The 18,976-nt window shown below is 46.8% G+C and carries 15 protein-coding genes; 6 read left to right on the top strand and 9 right to left on the bottom strand.

Annotation, left to right across the window (positions count from 1 at the left end; all coding sequences use genetic code 11):
- Nucleotides 1-86: 86 nt before the first annotated feature.
- The 8 genes from AB6805_RS19085 to AB6805_RS19050 all read right to left on the bottom strand — a co-directional run bounded on the left by AB6805_RS19085 (nt 87) and on the right by AB6805_RS19050 (nt 14,307).
- Nucleotides 87-1,892 (bottom strand): beta-galactosidase family protein, encoded by a 1,806-nt coding sequence (locus AB6805_RS19085; protein WP_370911041.1) that lies wholly within the window; start codon nt 1,890-1,892, stop codon nt 87-89.
- A gap of 3 nt (nt 1,893-1,895) precedes the next feature.
- A complete protein-coding gene (locus AB6805_RS19080) occupies nt 1,896-3,422 on the bottom strand; it encodes a glycoside hydrolase (protein ID WP_370911040.1) in 1,527 nt (508 codons plus the stop codon).
- Nucleotides 3,423-3,543: 121 nt separating this feature from the next.
- Entirely contained in the window at nt 3,544-5,217 is a 1,674-nt protein-coding gene (locus AB6805_RS19075) for a RagB/SusD family nutrient uptake outer membrane protein (protein WP_370911039.1), read from the bottom strand.
- 18 nt (nt 5,218-5,235) lie between these two features.
- Nucleotides 5,236-8,358, bottom strand: coding sequence for a SusC/RagA family TonB-linked outer membrane protein (locus tag AB6805_RS19070; protein ID WP_370911038.1), 3,123 nt, complete (start codon nt 8,356-8,358; stop codon nt 5,236-5,238).
- A gap of 223 nt (nt 8,359-8,581) precedes the next feature.
- Entirely contained in the window at nt 8,582-12,631 is a 4,050-nt protein-coding gene (locus tag AB6805_RS19065) for a two-component regulator propeller domain-containing protein (RefSeq protein WP_370911037.1), read from the bottom strand.
- Between the two features lie 61 nt (nt 12,632-12,692).
- Entirely contained in the window at nt 12,693-13,223 is a 531-nt protein-coding gene (locus AB6805_RS19060; RefSeq protein ID WP_370911036.1) for a hypothetical protein, read from the bottom strand.
- Nucleotides 13,224-13,227: 4 nt separating this feature from the next.
- Nucleotides 13,228-13,704: an RNA polymerase sigma factor gene (locus AB6805_RS19055; protein WP_370911035.1), complete on the bottom strand. Its 477-nt coding sequence runs from the start codon at nt 13,702-13,704 to the stop codon at nt 13,228-13,230.
- A gap of 72 nt (nt 13,705-13,776) precedes the next feature.
- Nucleotides 13,777-14,307, bottom strand: coding sequence for a DUF1697 domain-containing protein (locus AB6805_RS19050; protein WP_370911034.1), 531 nt, complete (start codon nt 14,305-14,307; stop codon nt 13,777-13,779).
- A 36-nt stretch (nt 14,308-14,343) separates the two neighbouring features.
- On the opposite strand from AB6805_RS19050, the gene AB6805_RS19045 reads away from it, so the two are divergent.
- Complete coding sequence (locus AB6805_RS19045; RefSeq protein ID WP_370911033.1) at nt 14,344-15,018, top strand: SMI1/KNR4 family protein; 675 nt, start codon at nt 14,344-14,346, stop codon at nt 15,016-15,018.
- Here AB6805_RS19045 and AB6805_RS19040 read toward each other — a convergent pair.
- A complete protein-coding gene (locus AB6805_RS19040; protein WP_370911032.1) occupies nt 14,994-15,749 on the bottom strand; it encodes a DUF4184 family protein in 756 nt (251 codons plus the stop codon). The two genes, AB6805_RS19045 and AB6805_RS19040, sit on opposite strands and share 25 nt — an antisense overlap.
- 160 nt (nt 15,750-15,909) lie before the next feature.
- Here AB6805_RS19040 and AB6805_RS19035 point away from each other — a divergent pair, with 160 nt between their 5' ends.
- From AB6805_RS19035 to AB6805_RS19015, 5 genes are all read left to right on the top strand, one after another.
- The gene (locus AB6805_RS19035) at nt 15,910-16,434 is read left to right on the top strand and encodes a YceI family protein (RefSeq protein ID WP_370911031.1); all 525 of its coding nucleotides are present in this window, start codon (nt 15,910-15,912) and stop codon (nt 16,432-16,434) included.
- 121 nt (nt 16,435-16,555) lie between these two features.
- Entirely contained in the window at nt 16,556-17,839 is a 1,284-nt protein-coding gene (locus AB6805_RS19030; RefSeq protein WP_370911030.1) for a DEAD/DEAH box helicase, read from the top strand.
- Between the two features lie 101 nt (nt 17,840-17,940).
- Nucleotides 17,941-18,180 carry a hypothetical protein gene (locus AB6805_RS19025; protein ID WP_370911029.1) on the top strand — a complete coding sequence of 80 codons (240 nt, stop codon included), beginning with the start codon at nt 17,941-17,943 and terminating at the stop codon, nt 18,178-18,180.
- Between the two features lie 42 nt (nt 18,181-18,222).
- Nucleotides 18,223-18,405, top strand: coding sequence for a hypothetical protein (locus AB6805_RS19020; protein ID WP_370911028.1), 183 nt, complete (start codon nt 18,223-18,225; stop codon nt 18,403-18,405).
- Nucleotides 18,402-18,926, top strand: coding sequence for a hypothetical protein (locus tag AB6805_RS19015; protein ID WP_370911027.1), 525 nt, complete (start codon nt 18,402-18,404; stop codon nt 18,924-18,926). The genes AB6805_RS19020 and AB6805_RS19015 overlap by 4 nt, the downstream gene beginning before the upstream one ends.
- Nucleotides 18,927-18,976: the final 50 nt, after the last annotated feature.

Below are 18,976 nucleotides of genomic sequence, written 5' to 3'. Positions count from 1 at the left end.
GGGATTAGAGGTACCGTATAAAGGTAAAGTAAAAAGCTATTGAAACGGAAACCCGCTCCAATAGCTTTTTACAAACTTCTCTTGTGTTATTGTAATACGTCCAGTATAGGATGATCGATGCCCTGCAAGGTGTTTGCAGCCGGCTTAATCAGTTCCAGCACAGTAATTTTATTGCTGCCTTTTTTCAGCCATTCAGCAGGTACATACAAGGTTTGTTGCGGGCCTACCTGCCAGTATCTGCCCAGGTGGTGTCCATTGATCCATACGGCTCCTTTACCCCACTGCGTCATGTCCAGGTAGGTGTCACCGGTAGAGGAAAGCGTAAAGCTGCCTTCTTTCAGCACCGGTGCATCAGTACCGGCAGCAGAAGGCTTTACAGCCGGCTGAACATCAAAGGGCAGTTTAAATTGCTGCCACTGATGAATAGCCTGGCCATTAAATAATACCTGGCCGGCAATACCTTTTTTATTTTTAAGAAGATAGGGTCCAAAATTGATACGTCCAAGATTTTCTACCAGGATATCCAGGGTAACAGTACCGGCTGGAAGCGTTACCTCCACACTGTCCTGCGCCAAACGGCGGTCCAGTATAGCCACCCTTTTGCCGTTTACGAACACAATACCGTAATCACGGAGATCTTTTATTTTCAGCAGGCCACTATGTCCGCCGGGAACGGTAGTGCGATACAGCACAAATCCATAAGCCTGGTTAAGATCTTCAAACGTTAACGGATCTACGCTTTTAATGGCCGCGGGCAATTTGTTGAAAACTGCTGCGCTGCGTTCAAAGGTGATCTGTGGGGTGGTGATTACCGGTTTCTTTGCGGGAACTTCGGGTAAAGTTACGCCCGCCGGCAGATGCCTGGCTATCACTTCGCGGAACTTCATGAATTTTGGTGTGGCATTTCCTGCTTCATCCAGTGGCGCATCATAGTCGTAACTGCTGATCTGCGGCTCATAAGGACTCTTATCATTATAGTTCGCGCCATTCATATAGCCACGGGTAGTGCCACCGTGAAACATGTACATGTTAATGGAAATGCCGGCTGCGAGTACACGATCCAGGCGGTCGAGGAAGTTTTCATAAGGAATGGTGTGGTGCTTTTGTCCCCAGGAATCAAACCAGGCCGGGTACCATTCGGCAATATAAAACGGCCCTTTGCCATTGTGGTTTTCTCTCACCAGCTGTTTTACCTTTTGCGGATCATCGATACCGTTTACTGCCGGCAGCAAACCGGGCAGATGGCCTTTGGCTACATCGGCTGCGGGATCGCAGGTGTAAAGCAGCCCGTCGAAACCTGCGTCAATAAACATCTTCCGGTTAATGTCGAGGTAGCTTTTATCATTGGAGTAAGAACCATATTCATTTTCTATCTGCACCATCAGGATGTTGCCGCCGTGATTTATCTGCAAGCCCGATAGTTGTTTTCCAACTGCCTTGATATAATTATTATAGGCGGCGAGGTATTGCGGTTCTTTACTGCGCACCTCGAGACCTTTTATGTTCTGCAGCCAGTATGGATATCCGCCAAATTCCCATTCGGCGCAGGCATACGGACTAGGGCGTAATACCACCCACAATCCTTCTTCCTGTGCTATTTTTACAAAGGCGGCTACATCGTTGTTGCCGGAAAAATCATAATGTCCTTTTTCTGGCTCGTGCATGTTCCAGAACACATAGGTGCCTACGGTATTCAGTCCCATTGCCTTTGCCATTTTCAGGCGGTCACGCCAGCTTTCACGCGGCACGCGCAGGTAATGGATCTCTCCTGAAATCATCTGGAAAGGTTTGCCGTCCAGCAGGAAGGCGGAGTCGCCGAGCTGGAAAGTGTGTTGTGCAAACAACTGTATGCTGCACAATACCATTAAAATTACAACGCTTAGTTTTTTCATTATCTACTGTTTATTGCTTAGGTTACCTGTCAATGTAACTACTGACCGTGGCGGAATGTGAATAATGTTACCGGAAATATAGCCTGGCGTTAGGTTTTCCTGCGCGCTGGTGGTATAGCTGCGCATACTGCCTGTTTTTAGTTCCCTGCAGTGTATGTTGGCATCAGCGGCAGTGCTGCCGTTGTTAATCACCACTATCCGGAGGGTATTATCTTTGTTTTTATAAGCAGACAGATAGAGATTTTTCGACGCTGCGCTATCGCTCATAACTGCCTGCACCCTGGTAGCGCCGGGTCTTATAAACCGGCTGTAGTTGCCTAACACCCACATCATTTTGGTATCGCGCAGCTGCCCGTCTGTTTTATTTTTATCGATATAAATCAATCCATCTTTATAATTATACGGCGAAATGGCGAGCCACCACTGCCAGGCAGCGGCATTTGCAATAGTAAGATCGGAGTGGATTACCCGCGCCATATAAAGCGCTGCATCCATGCCAAGGTCTACACCGGCGCCATTTATTTCTCCCGCGTTATCTCCCAGGATACAATATTCCGATTGCCAGAATTCCAGCCCGTTCAGCGCGGTATGCAGCCGTTTTCGTATAGCGGTGGCCGTATCTTCCGGCGAAGTAGTGAAATAACTATGGGCGGCGATGCCTTTGTATACATTGGGGAGGTTGCCCACGTAAGTCCGGCTATGAGGATTAAAGAAGGCATTTATCTGTGAGCCTTTGCCCGGCTTATCTTCCGGGGCATAGAGGTAATTGATTTTTCCTGCTTCTGTAATCAGTATGTTTACCGGCAGCTTTGCTTCGCTGAAAGTTTTGCTGATGGTTTTGGTAAAGCCTGCAATCTGTTCATTGTTATAAGGGCAGCCTTCCTGTCCGCCATCGCTCCAGTCCCACTGTGGTTCATTTACCGGGCTGATATAATTGATACTAACGCCCGTGGCTATACGTATGCCCTGCACTACCTCTTTCAGAAAAACAGCGGCAGCAGCATACTTGTCCGGGGAAAGGTTACATTGTCCCTTGTCGGCAAAGGCTTTTCCGTTGCTGGTAAACACTGCCGGCGGGCTATTCAGGAAACCCAGGAAATCTGTAACGCCGCGTTGTTTTGCCGCCTGTAAAAACCACAACTGGCCGGATTGTTTTTTCCAGTTGTAGGTATGATCCGCCTGCAGAAAGGATTCCGCGCGACGCCATTCGTCTTTGATGCCACTGTTATCGCCTTGTTCCGCACTGCCGGCGCCGATGTTAAAACGCCACATCGACAGGCCAATGCCTTTGGGCTGGCCGTTGGCGGTGGTATCGGTGCTAAACAGCCAGTCGGCTATCTGGTTACGTTTGCTATCCGGCCAGTTGCCGGTAAACTGACCCGCCCACGCATCCGAAGCCGCGAAGTTGCGGATCGTTTGCGCTGTTTTATGTAGGTCGATGTTCACCTGGATAACGTTGCTGTTGCTTTGTTGCGATAATGCAGTATGCAGCGCAAAGCACAGCGGCAGTGAGCAAATGATTTTTTTCATGTTCCTAAAACGCTTTGCTTCACACAAAGCCGCCGGAAAATAGCAAAATGCCCGTTAAATATTTTTCAATTATGATAACCGGCAGGCTAACATAGCAGCTTTGTGTGAAGCGGATGAGTGTTTAATAACCCTTGTTCTGCTCCAACAGGCCGTTGGATGACAGGATTTCTGTTCTCGGAATCGGCAGCCAGTAATTTTTTTCAGCGAACAAACGGCCGGCAAGCGCTACTTTTCTAGTATACGTATATACGCCACTGTTATTAACGCTGATGTTGATGCCGTAAGCAGGAACATTTTCTGTTACAATAGCTGTTCTCCAGCGCCGTACATCATAAAAGCGATGTTCCTCAAATGCCAGTTCTACCTGTCTTTCATGATGAATAGCCTCACGCATCTGGTCTTTACTCAGGCCGGCCGGAAGCACCGGTTGCTGTACACTGGCACGCTGCCGGATCTGGTTAACCGCGGCATATACGCTGGCATCAGGCCCTGCTGCTTCATTTTGTGCCTCTGCATAGTTCAGCAATACTTCTGCATAACGTAAATAGATCCAGGGCTGTAATCCAGCCACGTCCCAGGGATTATCGATCGGGTTTTTATCGTCCATGAATTTTTTAAGATAGTAGCCAGTTTTAGTGGAGTTCCAGTTGGAAGGGCCATCTTTTCCATCTTTTCCACCGGGAGAAAATGGTTGTACCGTAGATCCCCTGTATGGTGCGCCATTATAAAGAATAGTGGCGTAAAAACGGGCATCCCTGTTCGCATACGGCTGTTGCGCGTTATAGCCGGATGTTGGATCGGTGATCAGTTTACCATTTTTCATTTCATAAGCATCTACCATGTTCTGCAGCGGGGTATTACCTGCCCATCCGCCGTAACCATTAGGACCATTGGATATTTCCAGGCACACGTGGCGGGCGCCTACGGCGTATTGCCGTGCAAAAATGATTTCATTGTTATCTGCTTTCAGGAACAACTGGCTGTAGTCTGCTGCGAGGGAAAACTTCGACAGGTTCATCACTGCTTTAGCAGCATCAGCTGCGGCTTGCCAGGTGCCAACGTTGTACAACGGACTTGCTGCATATAATAATAAGCGTGCTTTCAGCGCCATGGCAACGGCCTGAGTTGCCCTGCCGGTCTGCCAGCTGCCATCGTTGTCAGCCGGCAGGTCTGCTGCTGCGGCGGTGAGTTCACTCACGGCATAATTCATAGATTCCTGCAGGGTGGCCCTTTTAAATAAAGCCGGATCTGTAAGGTCACTGGTGAGCTGGTACTCTTTATCACCCATCAGCACCACGCCGCCATAATTGCGGATCAGATCATGGTACCGGAACGCCCGGATAAAGCGCAACTCTGCGGTCAGCTTTTTACGGAGAGAGGCGCTCATTTCCACGCTGTCAATGTTATTCAGTGCGTAATTACATTCCCGGATACTGCGATAGCTTCTTCCCCAGATAGTACCTGCAATGCCGGTATTTTCCGGTGCAATCTGCCCCTGTTGGATCACCCAGGTATTATCGTCGTTGTTATAAATGGATTCGTCGGTGATAGAGCTCCAAAGGCCGTATTCAAAGCCTCTGCCAAAACCCGGATTAGTACCTTCTCCTTCTTTATCCTGTAATTTGATGCTCGTGTACCGGTTGATCACGTAATTCTGAAACAAAGCGGAATCGCCCAGTACGGCGTCGGCCAGGATACGGTCGGTAGGCGTAATATTCAGAAAGTCCTGTTTGCAGGAGGAAAATAATCCTGCGGCAACTAAAGTTAAACTGTATATAAAGTGCGTTGTTTTCATGACTGCTTTTTTTCTGGTTTAGAATCTAACATTTACCCCCACATTGATGATCCGCTGCTGTGGATAAAACTGTCCCCTTTCATTATTTCCTTCAGGATCGTAGTCTTTTACCTTGGTAATGGTGAAAAGGTTAAATGCGTTGGCATACACTCTCAGACTGCCAATATTTATGCGGGACAGAATGTCCGATTTGAACGTATAACCGAGCGATACATTTTTCAACCGCAGGAAAGCAGCGTTGTTGAGCCAGAAATTATTTTGGAAACGGCCGCCATTTACAGAATTAGAAGCGCGTTCATCTACTCTTGGATACGAGCCGCCGGTATTGGTGGGACTCCAGCGGTTATCTGCCCAGCTGCTGTAATAGTTACCAATGGTACCGGATTCAGGTAATACATATTGACTTACATGCGACTGTCCGGCTAATAACACCGACAAATCAAATCCTTTGTAATCACCGCCAAGTATAATACCATAGGTGATTTCAGGAATGTTGCCATACTTTGTTCTTACCTGGTCATCTGCATTAATTTGTCCGTCATTATTCACATCGCGGTAGATCAGGTCTCCCAGTTGCGCACCCGACAGGTGTACGTTCTTATTCAGGTCATCCGCAGTCCGGAATATACCGATCACGTCATACAGCAGGTAATTGTTCATAGGACCACCGGTTTTCCGTTGATAAGACAGTGTGCCGGGGGCTTCATCTATAAATTTGATTTCGTTCTTTGCATAGGTGATGTTACCGGAAATGTTATAGTGAAAACCGCCGCTGGTAGTGTTGTCGTAACCCAGGGTCGCTTCTATACCATTGCTGTTTACCTTACCGATATTTTCAGCAGGTACCAGCGGGAAAGCAGGATCGAATGGATTCACAATGCCGGAAGTCTGCGGCAGCGACGCATTCCGTTGGGTAAGGATCTTGGAACGCTTCTGCTGGAAGTAAATGAACTCCAGGTTAAAATGTTGCAGGAAAGCCACATTAAAACCCAGATCCATTTTCCGCGCAATCTCCCAGGTGATATACGGGTTGCCCAGTTTGGTAAGATCAATGCCAGAAAGGATCTGGCCACCGGTTACGTATTGGTTTACGATGGAGTAGTTATCGAAATACTGGAATAAACCCACATTGTCATTTCCCAGGGTACCATAAGAGCCGCGCAGCTTCAGATCATTAATAAAACTTACGTTTTTAAACCACTCTTCTTTTGAAACGCGCCAGCCGGCAGATACGGAAGGGAAAAAGCCATACTGCTCGCCTTTCGGGAAAATAGAGGAACCGTCGTAACGGGCCTGTACTTCCAGCAGGTATTTTTCCATATAGTCATAGGCAATTCTGCCGAAATAACTTTTTCTCGTAAAACTGTAACTGGTGCCGGAATTGTTTTTATCCGTGGCAGCAGATCCTCCCTGCGACATCTCAGGCGTTTGCGGCGTTGGGAAGTTCAAGCGGATCGCACCTAAGGTATCCTGGTCAGTTTTGCTTTGCTCATAGCCAACAAGGGCCGTGATATTATGCTGGCCAAAACGACGGGCAAAGTTCAGCTTAATATTGCTGGTGATCAGCGTCATGTTCCGCTGCTGCTGGGCAAGTGAAGCCAGTCCGTTGGAACCGCCTACCACTGTTTTATCGTACGATTGTGTAGTCTGGTTATAAGTATATTCTTTATAAGGAGTGGCGAAGCTTTTATTGGAACTCCAGGATTTATCAGCCGATAAGTATCCGTCCAGCGACAACCCTTCTACACCCGGTATGGCATACGATCCTTTCAGGATACCATTAAATACCTGTGTAGGGTTGCGCGCAGTACCACCGGCGTCAGTTACCTGCATCACCGGGTTATTGTTTTCAATACCGGTGGTAGGCAATCCGTTCGGATACCTGTCCAACACGGTAGGATAAGCACGGTAAATACCCCGGAAAATGTCATCTGCACTGGTAGTAGGGTAAAGGCGGTCTTCCTCCCTGCCCGATAAATACAGGCTTACCTTTAATCTCTTCGTTACATCTGCATCAATATTTGACCGGAAATTATACTGGTTATATTTGGTCACCCCGCTTTTATACAATCCATCCTGGCTGATCATGCCAAGTGAAACATAATAACGCACATTTTCACTGCCACCATTTACGGAAAGACTATGTTGATTTTGGGTGGCCACTTTCTTTAAAGTAGCTTCCTGCCAGTCGGTATTCGGGAAATTCACCGGGTCTGACCCGTCACGGAATTTCTGGAGTTGCTCGTCAGTATAAAACTGGTTCATACCACCAGCAGGATTATTATAATATTGGATTTCATTCCTGATCTGCGCATAAGTGGCAGCATCGGCCATTTTGGGCAAGCGGCTGGGAGATGAAAATCCCTGGTTAAAGCTGTAATTGATCACCGGTTTGCCGGTTTTACCCCGTTTAGTAGTGATCAGCATTACGCCGTTGGCGGCCCTGCTACCATATACCGCGGCAGATGCATCTTTCAATATCGATATGCTTTCAATATCATTGGGGTCCAGCCGTTCCAAACCACCTATTTGTCCGGGTACGCCATCTACTACCATCAGCACATCATTGTTGCCGGTAGTGGCCAGTCCGCGGATAGTAATGCGGGAACCATCCTTTCCCGGCTCGCCGGAGCGGTTATTGGCAATAACCCCGGAGAAGCGGCCGGTGAGGGCATTGGACACGTTCGGCTGTGGACTCTGCAAAATATCAGCTCCTTTTACCACGGAAATAGATCCGGTCAGCGTAGCTTTCTTTTGAGTGCCATATCCCACTACCACTACTTCATTTACACTTTTGCTCAGGGATGTCAATGCTATTTTTAAGGGAGACAGGTTCTTTACAGGCACCGTCATCGCTTCATAGGCGATGTGGTTAAATATCAGGGTATCACCCGGTGCGGCGTTAAGGGAAAATTTGCCCTCCGCATCTGTCAGCGTACCAGTAGCTTTATTTTTTACACGTACTGTAACACCGGGAACAGGCTCACTGGCATCGGTTACTTTTCCCGTAATGGGGGTTTGTTGTGCCTGTACGTTCATTCCCATCAATAACAAGGTGATTGCCAGCATAAGTTGAAAGAAAGGTTGGCGCCGTAATAGGACAAACACCTGATGGTCCGTTCCGGATTGAAGTTGTTTCATAACGCAATAATTTAAATTGGAAGAGTGGAATACCCATTTTGGTTGCATGGAAGATGTACGCATCTTTTCATGATACCCGCAATGTACTATGCCGGGCAGACATCATAGAGGGGGTAAATCATTTAAAAAAGGGGGTAAAATCGTAAAATATTACAGGGGTATTTCCCCCGGGCATCTCGCCCAGGATATGCATAAAGTGCCATCCACGGCTAATTACAGGAATTTACCCCTCAGTTTCGGTGACATTGAAGTCCCGGTTAAAAGAATGGCGGTATTTTTTTACATAATCGGAAGGGTTCATCCCAAACAGTTTTACAAACTGTTCGCGGAAATACTTTACATCACCAATGCCCACCTGCATGGCTGCCTGCGTAATGGTGTAGTTTTCCTTGAGCAGCAAAACGGCTGCCTTCCGGAGACGGATGGACCGGATAAAGGAATTGATGGTTTGACCGGAAATGGATTTTACCTTTTTATACAAACTGGAGTGGCTCATCCCGATTTCCAGGGTGAACTTTTTAATGGAGAACTCCTCGTTTTCGAGGTTGTCTTCAATGATCTCTATGCACCGTTTCAGGAAGTCCTGGTATTCGGCAGGTACCTTAATATTGCTGTTTTTGAGGGTGATGCGGTCAAAGAAATACTGCTGCAGCAGGTTGCGGTTCTTGATGATGTTATTCACTTTAGCCATCAGCAGGTCCTTGTCAAATGGCTTGGTAATATAGTCATCAGCCCCGCCTTCGAGGCCACGGAGCCGCGTATCCGACGCGGAAGACCCGGTAAGCAGGATCACAGGGATATGACTCACAGTGTCCGTTTGTTTGATTTTACTGCATAGCTCCACCCCGTCCATACCCTGCATCTGGATGTCGCTGATCACCAGGTCGGGCATAAATTTCTGAACGGCTGCAAACCCGCTGGTACCATTGTCAGCTTCATATACAATAAATTTGTCTTTGAACAGCTGCCGGAGATATTGCCGTATTTCATCATGATCATCAATCAGCAAGATCGATTTCTTTTCGGTAATCGTGGTAGTCGTCCCTTCTGCCTCGGGAACTTCCGGTTGAGGCAAGGCCGCAACAGTGGTGAGTTCTTCGAGGAAAGCAGATTTCTGAGGCGCATTTTCCCTTAGCAGCACACCGGCAAAATGTCCGCTTCCCTTTTTCAGGGTGATATGGAAAGCGGTGCCTTTGTTGACCTCACTCTGGTAGGTGATACTGCCATGATGACTGTCGATGAAGTGCTTGACCAGGTAAAGGCCAATCCCAAAGCCCGTTTGCAGTGACTCCTTCCGGTCCTGCGCCCGCTGGAATTTTTCGAAGATCCGGTTACCGGCGCTGCCTTCAATACCACAGCCACTGTCTTTTATGACAATCGTAACCTCTGCGTCATCACTGGTTACTTCAAAAATGATACTGCCGTTTTCGGGGGTGAATTTAAACGCATTGGAAAGAAGATTAAATACAGCGATTTCCAGTTTCTCACTATCGCCATATATTTCCAGTTGCGTATCCCGGCATTCAAAACGGTAGTCGATCTGTTTCATCCTGGCCTGCTGGGAAAAGCATTGGTATACTTCGTTGCACAGGTGCACAATATCCAGCCGGGAGATGTTCAGCTGATCGCCCTCCCGGTCGGCTTTGCGGAACAGCAGGAGTTGGTCCACCAGGCTAAGCAGGCGCCGGGCATTGCGATATACCACACTGAGGTCAGGGTATTCTTTATTTTGCAGGAGCTCCTTCAGCGGGGTAATGATCAGTGTGAGCGGCGTCCGGAACTCATGGGAAATATTGGTGAAGAAGGATAATTTCTTCTCATTCAGCTCTTTTTCTTTTTCATTTTCAAGATGCGCCAGCTTGATCTCATATTTCAGCCTTTCTTCCCGCGCCTTATACCGGGTGTAGGCATAAATAGCGGCCATAATGCTGCTAATGTACAGGAGATAAGCCCACCAGGTCCGGTACCAGGGCGGCAATACTACCACTGATACCGTGTGAATGGCATTGCTCCACACACCGTCGGCATTGCTGGCTTTGATCTCAAAAATATAGCTGCCTTCCTGCAGATGCGTATAGTTGGCGGTTCTGGTTTGCCCCACATAGTTCCAGTTATTATCCCACCCCTGCAGGCGGTACGCGTAGCTGATTTTATCCGGTAAGGTATATTCCAGTGCAACAAAGTCAAATGCAATGGTGGCCTTATCATAAGGCACGGTAATTTCCCGGATCTCTTCCTGGCTTCGTTTGGATACATATTGATCCAGCTCCGTCACGGAAGTATTATTAATTCTCACGGCAGTTAATAAAACCGGGGGAATTGTGGTTTGAGAATAAATACTATCCGGGTAAAAAATATTGAATCCTTTGATGCCACCAAACAGGAATTCCCCGGATTGTAATTTCAGGGCGGCATTAAAACTGAACTGGTTGCTCTGCAGTCCATCGGAAGCAGAGAAGTTGCGAAAGCTCTTTTTCTTCGGGTCAAACCGCGATAAACCATTAAAGGTGCTAAGCCAAAGATTGCCGGTTTTATCTTCCAGCATCCGCAGTATAGAGTTGCTTGGAAGCCCTTCTGAGGTGGTAAATCGTGTATAATTTCCGTTTTTACGATCAAAGTTCAATAATCCGCCACCATCGGTACCCACCCAAAACGTTCCGTTCTGGTCCTGGTGGATGGAGCGCACCGTGTAGCCAATGTTGAAACGCCGGTGCTGTTTCCGGTCACGGTCTATCCGGATAAGGGTGGAATAATTGCCTCCCCACAGCTGGCCATCCCGGTCCTCTGCCAGGCATTGAAGGTTTACCAGGCTGCTGTCGAAAAGTTCAAAACGGTTTTGCTGCCGGTTAAACAGGTACAGGGTGCCGTTGTTGGTGGTGCTGGCCCAAAGTTGTTGCTGCCGGTCTTCATACACAGTCCACACATTGTTTTCGGCGGTGCGGGTGTAAGGGTTAAAACATACAAAGTGTTCAAAAGTGCCGGTAGCGGCGTTATACCTGTTTACGCCGCCAAACCAGGTGGAAATCCACAGGTCCTGCCGGGCGTCCTGGATAATGGAGGTAATAAAGTTGCTGCTGATATCCGTATTACTGTTGCCGGTATGTTTATAGGTGGTCCAGGTATTGTTTTCCCTGTTCCAGTATTTAAGTCCACCACCATCGGTACCTATCCAGATATTTTTGTGGTTGTCTTCACAGAAAGAGAAGATAAAATTGTCCACTACCCGGGCCACCGGGTCCCTGTTGGGCATATTAAATTCAAACGGGTTGCGTTTGGGTTCTACAATGTTGATGCCGCCACGCAGGGTACCAATCCATTTGCGGCCCTGACGGTCTTCATAAATAGAATACACGGCATTGCTGCTCAGTTGTTGCTCGCCGGCGGTGGTAAAGGATTTGGCAGTACTGTTGGCTGTATTCACCAGGTAAATGCCGTTACCGTCCGAGGCACTCCACATGGTCCCGTCTTTATCGATATACAGGTTAACGATCTTACTGTTTACAGACAGCACATTTTCTGAATATTTGCCGGTGGAAGGAACATAGCGGAATACCCCGGCGTCTGTACCCAGCCATATGTTGCCGGCTCCATCTGCCGTAAGGCAATTACCCCTGCTGATATCCCTGTTGATGATGGTCAACTGCTGCCTGGCAATATCATATTTGCACAAACCTACATTTTGCACAAATACCCAGGCAGCGGCTCCGCTGAATTCAATGGCGGTTACTTCGTAATCAGTAACATCACCGTGATACATGGTTAAGGGAATCTGTTTGCCGGTGGCCTGCCGGCCGTTAAACAGTACCAACCCGCTTTTTTCGGTGCCGATTAAAATATTGCCGGTTTCATCTGATTTTATGGTATGCGTATTTTCGCTGATGATCCGGGAAGTATTGCTGTGAAGGGGCAGATAGCGTGGTAATGTGAACTTTTCGCTCACCGGGTTAAACACACAAACGCCTCTTCGCCCGCCTACCCATAACTGGTGATGGATGTCATCGGCGAGGGTATATACGCCATTATCCACGAGGGAACTGCTGTCATTAATTTTATTCCGGTAGATCCTGAATTTATAGCCGTCAAACCTATTCAGTCCGTCGTAAGTACCAAACCACATAAAGCCTTTGTGGTCCTGGTATACGCTGGTAACGGCATTGTTGGAAAGACCGTCCTCTATACCCAGGTATCTGATGGGGTAACCAATAGCGAAGCTATCTCCCGTTACTATTCCTAACAGTAATAAAATAAAACAAAATTTCCTCACATGGTGCATAGGCTCATTTTAACAGCCATAAAGCTATTATTTCTGCCAGAGATTACCACCATCAATCTTCTTACTGATTTAACTCTTCTACTGTTTGCTTTACCCGGTAAATTCTTCCTGCCCATATTTTCCACTGGAAATAGGCCTGTACACCAACAATGATAACGAGCGGGATCAATGTCAGGTACTTTTGCTGCGTCCAGTGAATGCTGGCAAGAAAGAACGCAAAGATGCCTGCAAAGGCGAGGATTTTTGTGAAGATGGTAATCAGCGCGTACTTCCTGATATTGTGCAATTTTTTTCGCATGCTCTGCAGGAGATTGTATTCCATCGCAGGGCTACGGGCCAATACATACCCTGTAACGCTTTGTGCCAGCATACATAATACCGATACCACCAACAGCAGGTTCAGGTAATATGGTTTTTTGTCGCCGTCAAAAAAATCATAGTAAACTATCAGGAAAATACTGTATCCGATGGCTTCCAGTATCACCTGCTTTCTGATATCTTTTAATACGGGAGAAGTGTGTTTGCCAATGATGGCGGAAATGTCCCGGTCAGGGGTGGGAGCGTTGTCCCATGCTGATTTTAAAGGATCCATGTGTTTATAATTTTAGAATATTTTTGATCTTGCTTTTAATCCTGTTAAGTTTTACGCCCACATAATTTTCATCTATGCCAATAATATCTGCAATTTCCTGGTAGCTCATATCCCCGAGATACAATGCAATGATGGCTTTTTCTGCATCACTCAGTTGTTTGAGTGCGGCAAAAAGCTGTTCCTGTTGTACTGATGCCGCCGCATTGTTAGCGCTGTCGGGCAGTTCCGGCAAACTATCGGTATAGGTAATATCGGGTTTCTTCCGGCGGAAGTCGGCCAGCGCGGTATTGAGTGCCACCCGGTAAATCCAGGTGCTGATACGGGCATTGCCTTCAAAAGAAGGATATGATTTCCAAAGCTGGTAGATCATCTCCTGGAACAGGTCTTCCCTGTCTTCCCGGCTATCGCGGTACAGGCGGCACAACTTATGCAGGATGCCCTGGTGCTGCTGTATGGTATCGAGAAATGCGGGTTTGTCCATGCAGGGTATTTATCAGGGTTAGTTGCAGGATGCGGAAAAAACTTACACTTTCACAAAGAAATTATTAATCCGTTACCAGATCACCTTGTTCACCGTAGCCCAGTTGCGGGTAGTACAGGGAAGCCCGAGCTTTTTTTCCAGTCGCGTAATCACATCGAGGGGTTTGGTTTCCAGGTCTTTCCGTATGAGGGTATATACCTCCCGGCCTTTCATATGCAGGGTTTCTGCGGCCGACTGCAGCGAGGCAATCACGGATGCGGCATGTGCGCCGGCGTCGGCAGAAAGGAAGGTGATGTACACCTGCGTGGTTTTATCCGGCATAACACCAGGGAACGGGGTGTGTTTCACCACGTTCTCCAGTTCGGGCACCGACCGGATAATAGTGGGCACTTCAAAACCATAGGTAGTGAACAACAGCTTTTCTATTTTTGCAGACAGTGCCGCCGCATTATTGCTGCCGGATTCAAACATCACATTGCCACTCTGGATATAGGTGCTTACATTTTTGAAGCCTGCGGTATCCAGCTGCCGGCGCAGATCTTCCATTTTAACGGTTCGTTTCCCAACGTTTACTGCTCTTAAAAATGCAACGTATCTGGCCATGTGGTTTTCAACTTTACTTTGTATGTTTGTTTTATCATGCACTATCTACAAATCATCCACAAATTATACAACTTACCGGAAGATGCCAATCACGGTTATACAGCCGCAGAAATAGCCGCGCTGGAAGCCCGCTTACAGCTTCAATTACCGGTAGCATTGCGGCAATACTATCTTGCTATAGGTAAAAACAAAATGGTGAACGATAGTTTTAACCGTTTAACTTCCCTGGGAGAAATTGGTTTTTCGGAAGATGATCACCTGATTTTTTATGAAGAGAATCAGGCGGTGGTACTGTGGGGCATTGCCAAAGCAGATCTCGCGTTGCCGGATCCGCCGGTATTTGGTACCTACGACAGTGCCCGCCAGGAGTGGTTTACCGACGCCGATACAACGGAACATTTTCTGTTGTCGATGGCCTGGTGGAACGGCGCGCTGGGTGGACTTCCATACACGGCCTTCACCGACCTGGAAGAAGACCTCACGTCGGAACACATCACTGCCGTTACTGCAAACTGGCAGGAGCAAACCGGTATTTCCAACCAGTTGTTACGTTTTTTTACCAATGATTATGAAGATATCCTGGTGCTTACCACCGAGCAGAACGGACAGGTGAATGGGGTCTACATCGGTACCAGCCGGAAAGAAAAGTATAAAGTTATTATGGATACGCTCCACATGGAATGGAGTTACCGCATAGACCGGGATGAATAAGTAACCCACCAATACCACCCCACGGTAAACAGGATGCCGTAGAAAACGCCGCCCAGCGCGGTGGCCAGGTAATCCATGCCTTTACAGTCAATATGATGAAAGTACTCATTCACCAGTAACATTAATCCGCTTATTACGGCCACGGTAATCCAGAAGCGAGCTTTCAGCTGCAGGGATACTTTCGGGAGATTATTCACCCGTGGCAGTTTCAGAAAGAAATATAACATCACTAACAGCCCTGCTACAGAACTGAGGTATTGCATCAGGTACCACATCTTCATAGGATGATGCCATACCATTACATCTTTTTGTAAAAAAGGTATATATGACACAAATCCGCCCTCTTCATGCGTAAACGCATCGAGGAAGAAATGCGTGAGTATGCCCAGTATAATGGAATAGATCACTACGCCATAATGTTCGCGGAAGTAGGTATCCCAGTTAAACGGCCTGAACAGATGCAGTCGGTCGCTGGCCCACGCCGGCAGGTAAGGAAGCACTACCGGTTTTACGATAAGATGATAAATATACGCGAGCAGCAGGGCTAACGGTATATCATATACGAAAATTCCCCACCACTGATGTCCGCCACTGAAGTATGGGTTCAGTAAAATGAAGTAAAGAAAGTCGGGTACCATACTGCCGATGATTAAACCGGTTGCTGACAGGTATTTGCGGGAGGTATTTACAAAGGGGACAACTATCGCTGCATGTGATATCGTAAATGGCATCTTCGGGAATTGTCTAATAAATTTAATTGAATTTTAATAAATCTGGTAAGGAAATGTTAATGTTATAATCGTCCACCATTTCCGGTAAAATGTCCAACGTCATTGCTGTGATTTACACTTATTTTTATTGAGTCTTTGAAAACATAAAAAACAATGTGCTATGACAAACTGGAAAATTGATGAATCACACAGCGAAATAGGATTCAAAGTTAAGCATCTCATGATTACGAACGTGAGTGGATATTTTACACGGTTTACCGGGAAAATTCAAACAGAGAGCGATGATTTTCGTGATGCCACGATCTCTTTCGAAGCGGCAGCAGATAGTATTGACACGCAAAACCATCAACGGGATGAGCACCTGCGCAACGGCGAATTTTTTGACGCCTCCAATCACCCGAAGATCAGCTTCGTTTCTAAGAAAGTGAAGAAAATTGATGACGAGAAATATAAATTGCTCGGCGACCTCACTATTAAAGGCGAAACACATCCTATTGAACTGGATGTGGTGCATGCGGGCGTAACCGTAGATCCTTACGGTCAAACCAAAGCCGGTTTTGCACTCAAGGGCCGCCTGCACAGGGCCGACTATGGCCTGCGCTGGAATGCCACCACCGAGGCAGGAGGGATTGTGCTCAGCGACGAAGTGAAACTCAACATGGAAATACAACTGGTGAAAGAATAAACTTTCCCTGCAACGTATAATGGCGTGGAGAAGAAGGGATTTCCTTTCTTCTCCACGCCATTTTGTTAAAAAAGGAAAGCTAACAGCTATTGGCTATCTTTGTGCTTTCCAATGATGTCACATGAAATTTGAACAATATAATATCTCCTCAGAAATAAAGGAAAGTTTAGAAGAAATGGGCTTTAAAAAGCCTACAGATATACAGTTTAAGGCCATTCCCTCCATCCTCAACGGGGACGATGTAATGGCGATCGCACAAACCGGTACCGGTAAAACAGCGGCTTTTGCCATCCCTATCCTGCACCGCCTGCAACAGCAGGACCGCCGCTCCCGGAAAAATAAGTACGAAGTGAAGTGCCTGGTAATGGTGCCCACACGGGAACTCGCCATCCAGATAGCAGAAGTTTTCCAATCTATCGCCCAATATACAGAACTCAGCATCCTGGCTCTTGTAGGCGGGGTTGAGCAGGCTCCCCAGATCAGGGTGCTGGAAAAGGGCGTGGATGTACTCATTGCCACTCCCGGCCGGATGTTCGACCAGATCAACCAGGGACATATTGACCTGAGCCAGGTGCAAACCCTGGTACTCGATGAGGCCGATCATATGCTGGACCTGGGCTTTATCCGTGATATCCGCGATGTGATCAAACACATTCCCCGCGAACACCAGACCCTGTTTTTCTCGGCTACGCTGAACAAAGACATTAAGGACCTGGCATATTCCGTCGTAAATAATCCTATCCGCATACAAATATCTCCCAAGGATCCCGTTGCTAAAAACGTAAGCCACGCAGTAGCCTTTGTGGAGATGGATGATAAACGTTTCTTCCTGGAAAGACTGATCAAGGAATTTCCAGAAAGCAAAATTCTCGTATTTGTTCGTACCAAGGTACGGGCAGAACGGGTAATGGCCGCTATGGCACGTATCGGGATCAAATCCCTCACCATGCACGGTGGCAAAGAGCAGGGAGACCGGCTCGATGTAATGGCAGAGTTCAAAAGTGGCGATATAAAAGTACTCGTTACCACAGATGTAAACGCCCGCGGTATCGATATCCCCAATGTCGACTATGTGGTAAACTACGATCTGCCTGATGTTCCTGAAAATTATGTACACCGTGTAGGCCGTACCGGCCGTGGTGTGCAGAAAGGTCAGGCCGTTTCCTTCTGCAGCACAGAAGAGAAACCAATCCTGGATGAAATCCAAAAATTCCTCGGTAAGGAAATCACTGAAATGAAGATCAATAAGGACGATTACCGCGAAACCATCAGCTTCTCTGAAGATATTCCCAATGACAACTGGCAACTCCTGCTGGATGAGCACAACAAGGAAATGGAGGAAGTGCAGAAAAAGGTGAAGAAGAGAGCGGCGGCGAATGTGAAGAAAAAAGCGAAGAAGAAATAAAACGATCTTAAAAAGCTCAGAAAAAAAGCTATTCCTTCCGGAATAGCTTTTTTTCTGAGCTTAAGTTGGCATATTTTGTCAATTTTTCTGTAATTTCAAGGATGAAGATCATAGAAAAATCATCCGGGATATCTATAGATGTTTTGATTCAATTGATTGAAAAAGAAGATTTTAAAACGATGTCACGGGAGCGGTTTTTATTTGATTGGAAGAAGGCGGTTAAAGGTGACGAAGTTTATAAACTGGTTTTGCCAGATCATAGCATTCTGGGATTAGTATGTTTGATATATTATCCCGTGGAAGAACGGGTAGAAATAAAATTATTGGAAGTTTCCAGGTAATATGTAGGAAAAAATGGCCCCTATGAAGGAATTGCGGGTTGTATGATAGCCTTTGCCGGCCGCACCGCGCTCGCTAAGTATGGACCTTATGCTTGTGTTTCGCTGGTTCCAAAAACTGCATTGAAAAAACACTATATGAAAAAATATGGTATGCTCGATGCTGGCTGGCAACTTTATCTCGATATGGACGCATTAAATAACATTGTTGCAAAATATACTTTATGAGACAGAAGAAATTAAGAAACGAAAAATCTCCAGATGAGTTGGCATCTTCTTTTGTCTTCCCGGTTAAGCTCTCTGAAAAGCAAAAAAAAGAAGCAGCACTACAGCTGGCAATGGCCAGGGGAAAAAGACGGGCGGCTGCAACAGATAAGGATAAACTTATCAGTGGCTTATTAAGTCTCCGTTTTCAGCTCGAAGATTATATAAATGGCAATACTTTTAATCCAGATCTGTCATTCGGATATTTCCTTGGTGAATATGTTGGCCTGTTGGAGAAGAAACGGAAGGTATTTGCAGAAGAAATCAGTATTGATGAAACCCTGTTGAGCCAGTTAATCAATTTGAAACGGGATCCGCCTGATTATGTAACAGTAAGATTGGAATTGCACTCTAACCGGGCCATTCCCGCCGACTACTGGTACCGTTTAGTGGAAAAGAAAAAAGAACATTTTATTAAAACAGATAAATCTATCAGGAAGAAGGAAAAGCAGTTTGTACAGCATAAACTGAATGTACATATTTAATATCATCAGCAAAAGCGGTCCCGGCTTACACCGGGACCACTACTCAAAAA

It is taken from the genome of Chitinophaga sp. RCC_12, assembly GCF_041360695.1.
Taxonomy (GTDB): Bacteria; Bacteroidota; Bacteroidia; order Chitinophagales; family Chitinophagaceae; genus Chitinophaga.
Note: the sequence above shows the minus strand (reverse complement) of the source record. Positions and strands in the feature narration are given on the sequence as shown.

Bases quoted from the DNA above. Each gene is read 5' to 3' on its own strand.
- AB6805_RS19035 (WP_370911031.1), top strand. From the start codon at position 15,910: ATGACAAACTGGAAAATTGATGAATCACACAGCGAAATAGGATTCAAA.
- AB6805_RS19065 (WP_370911037.1), bottom strand. From the start codon at position 12,631: ATGCACCATGTGAGGAAATTTTGTTTTATTTTATTACTGTTAGGAATA.
- AB6805_RS19020 (WP_370911028.1), top strand. From the start codon at position 18,223: ATGATAGCCTTTGCCGGCCGCACCGCGCTCGCTAAGTATGGACCTTAT.
- AB6805_RS19085 (WP_370911041.1), bottom strand. From the start codon at position 1,892: ATGAAAAAACTAAGCGTTGTAATTTTAATGGTATTGTGCAGCATACAG.
- AB6805_RS19025 (WP_370911029.1), top strand. From the start codon at position 17,941: ATGAAGATCATAGAAAAATCATCCGGGATATCTATAGATGTTTTGATT.
- AB6805_RS19060 (WP_370911036.1), bottom strand. From the start codon at position 13,223: ATGGATCCTTTAAAATCAGCATGGGACAACGCTCCCACCCCTGACCGG.
- AB6805_RS19080 (WP_370911040.1), bottom strand. From the start codon at position 3,422: ATGAAAAAAATCATTTGCTCACTGCCGCTGTGCTTTGCGCTGCATACT.
- AB6805_RS19030 (WP_370911030.1), top strand. From the start codon at position 16,556: ATGAAATTTGAACAATATAATATCTCCTCAGAAATAAAGGAAAGTTTA.
- AB6805_RS19070 (WP_370911038.1), bottom strand. From the start codon at position 8,358: ATGAAACAACTTCAATCCGGAACGGACCATCAGGTGTTTGTCCTATTA.
- AB6805_RS19045 (WP_370911033.1), top strand. From the start codon at position 14,344: ATGCACTATCTACAAATCATCCACAAATTATACAACTTACCGGAAGAT.
- AB6805_RS19040 (WP_370911032.1), bottom strand. From the start codon at position 15,749: ATGCCATTTACGATATCACATGCAGCGATAGTTGTCCCCTTTGTAAAT.
- AB6805_RS19075 (WP_370911039.1), bottom strand. From the start codon at position 5,217: ATGAAAACAACGCACTTTATATACAGTTTAACTTTAGTTGCCGCAGGA.
- AB6805_RS19050 (WP_370911034.1), bottom strand. From the start codon at position 14,307: ATGGCCAGATACGTTGCATTTTTAAGAGCAGTAAACGTTGGGAAACGA.
- AB6805_RS19055 (WP_370911035.1), bottom strand. From the start codon at position 13,704: ATGGACAAACCCGCATTTCTCGATACCATACAGCAGCACCAGGGCATC.
- AB6805_RS19015 (WP_370911027.1), top strand. From the start codon at position 18,402: ATGAGACAGAAGAAATTAAGAAACGAAAAATCTCCAGATGAGTTGGCA.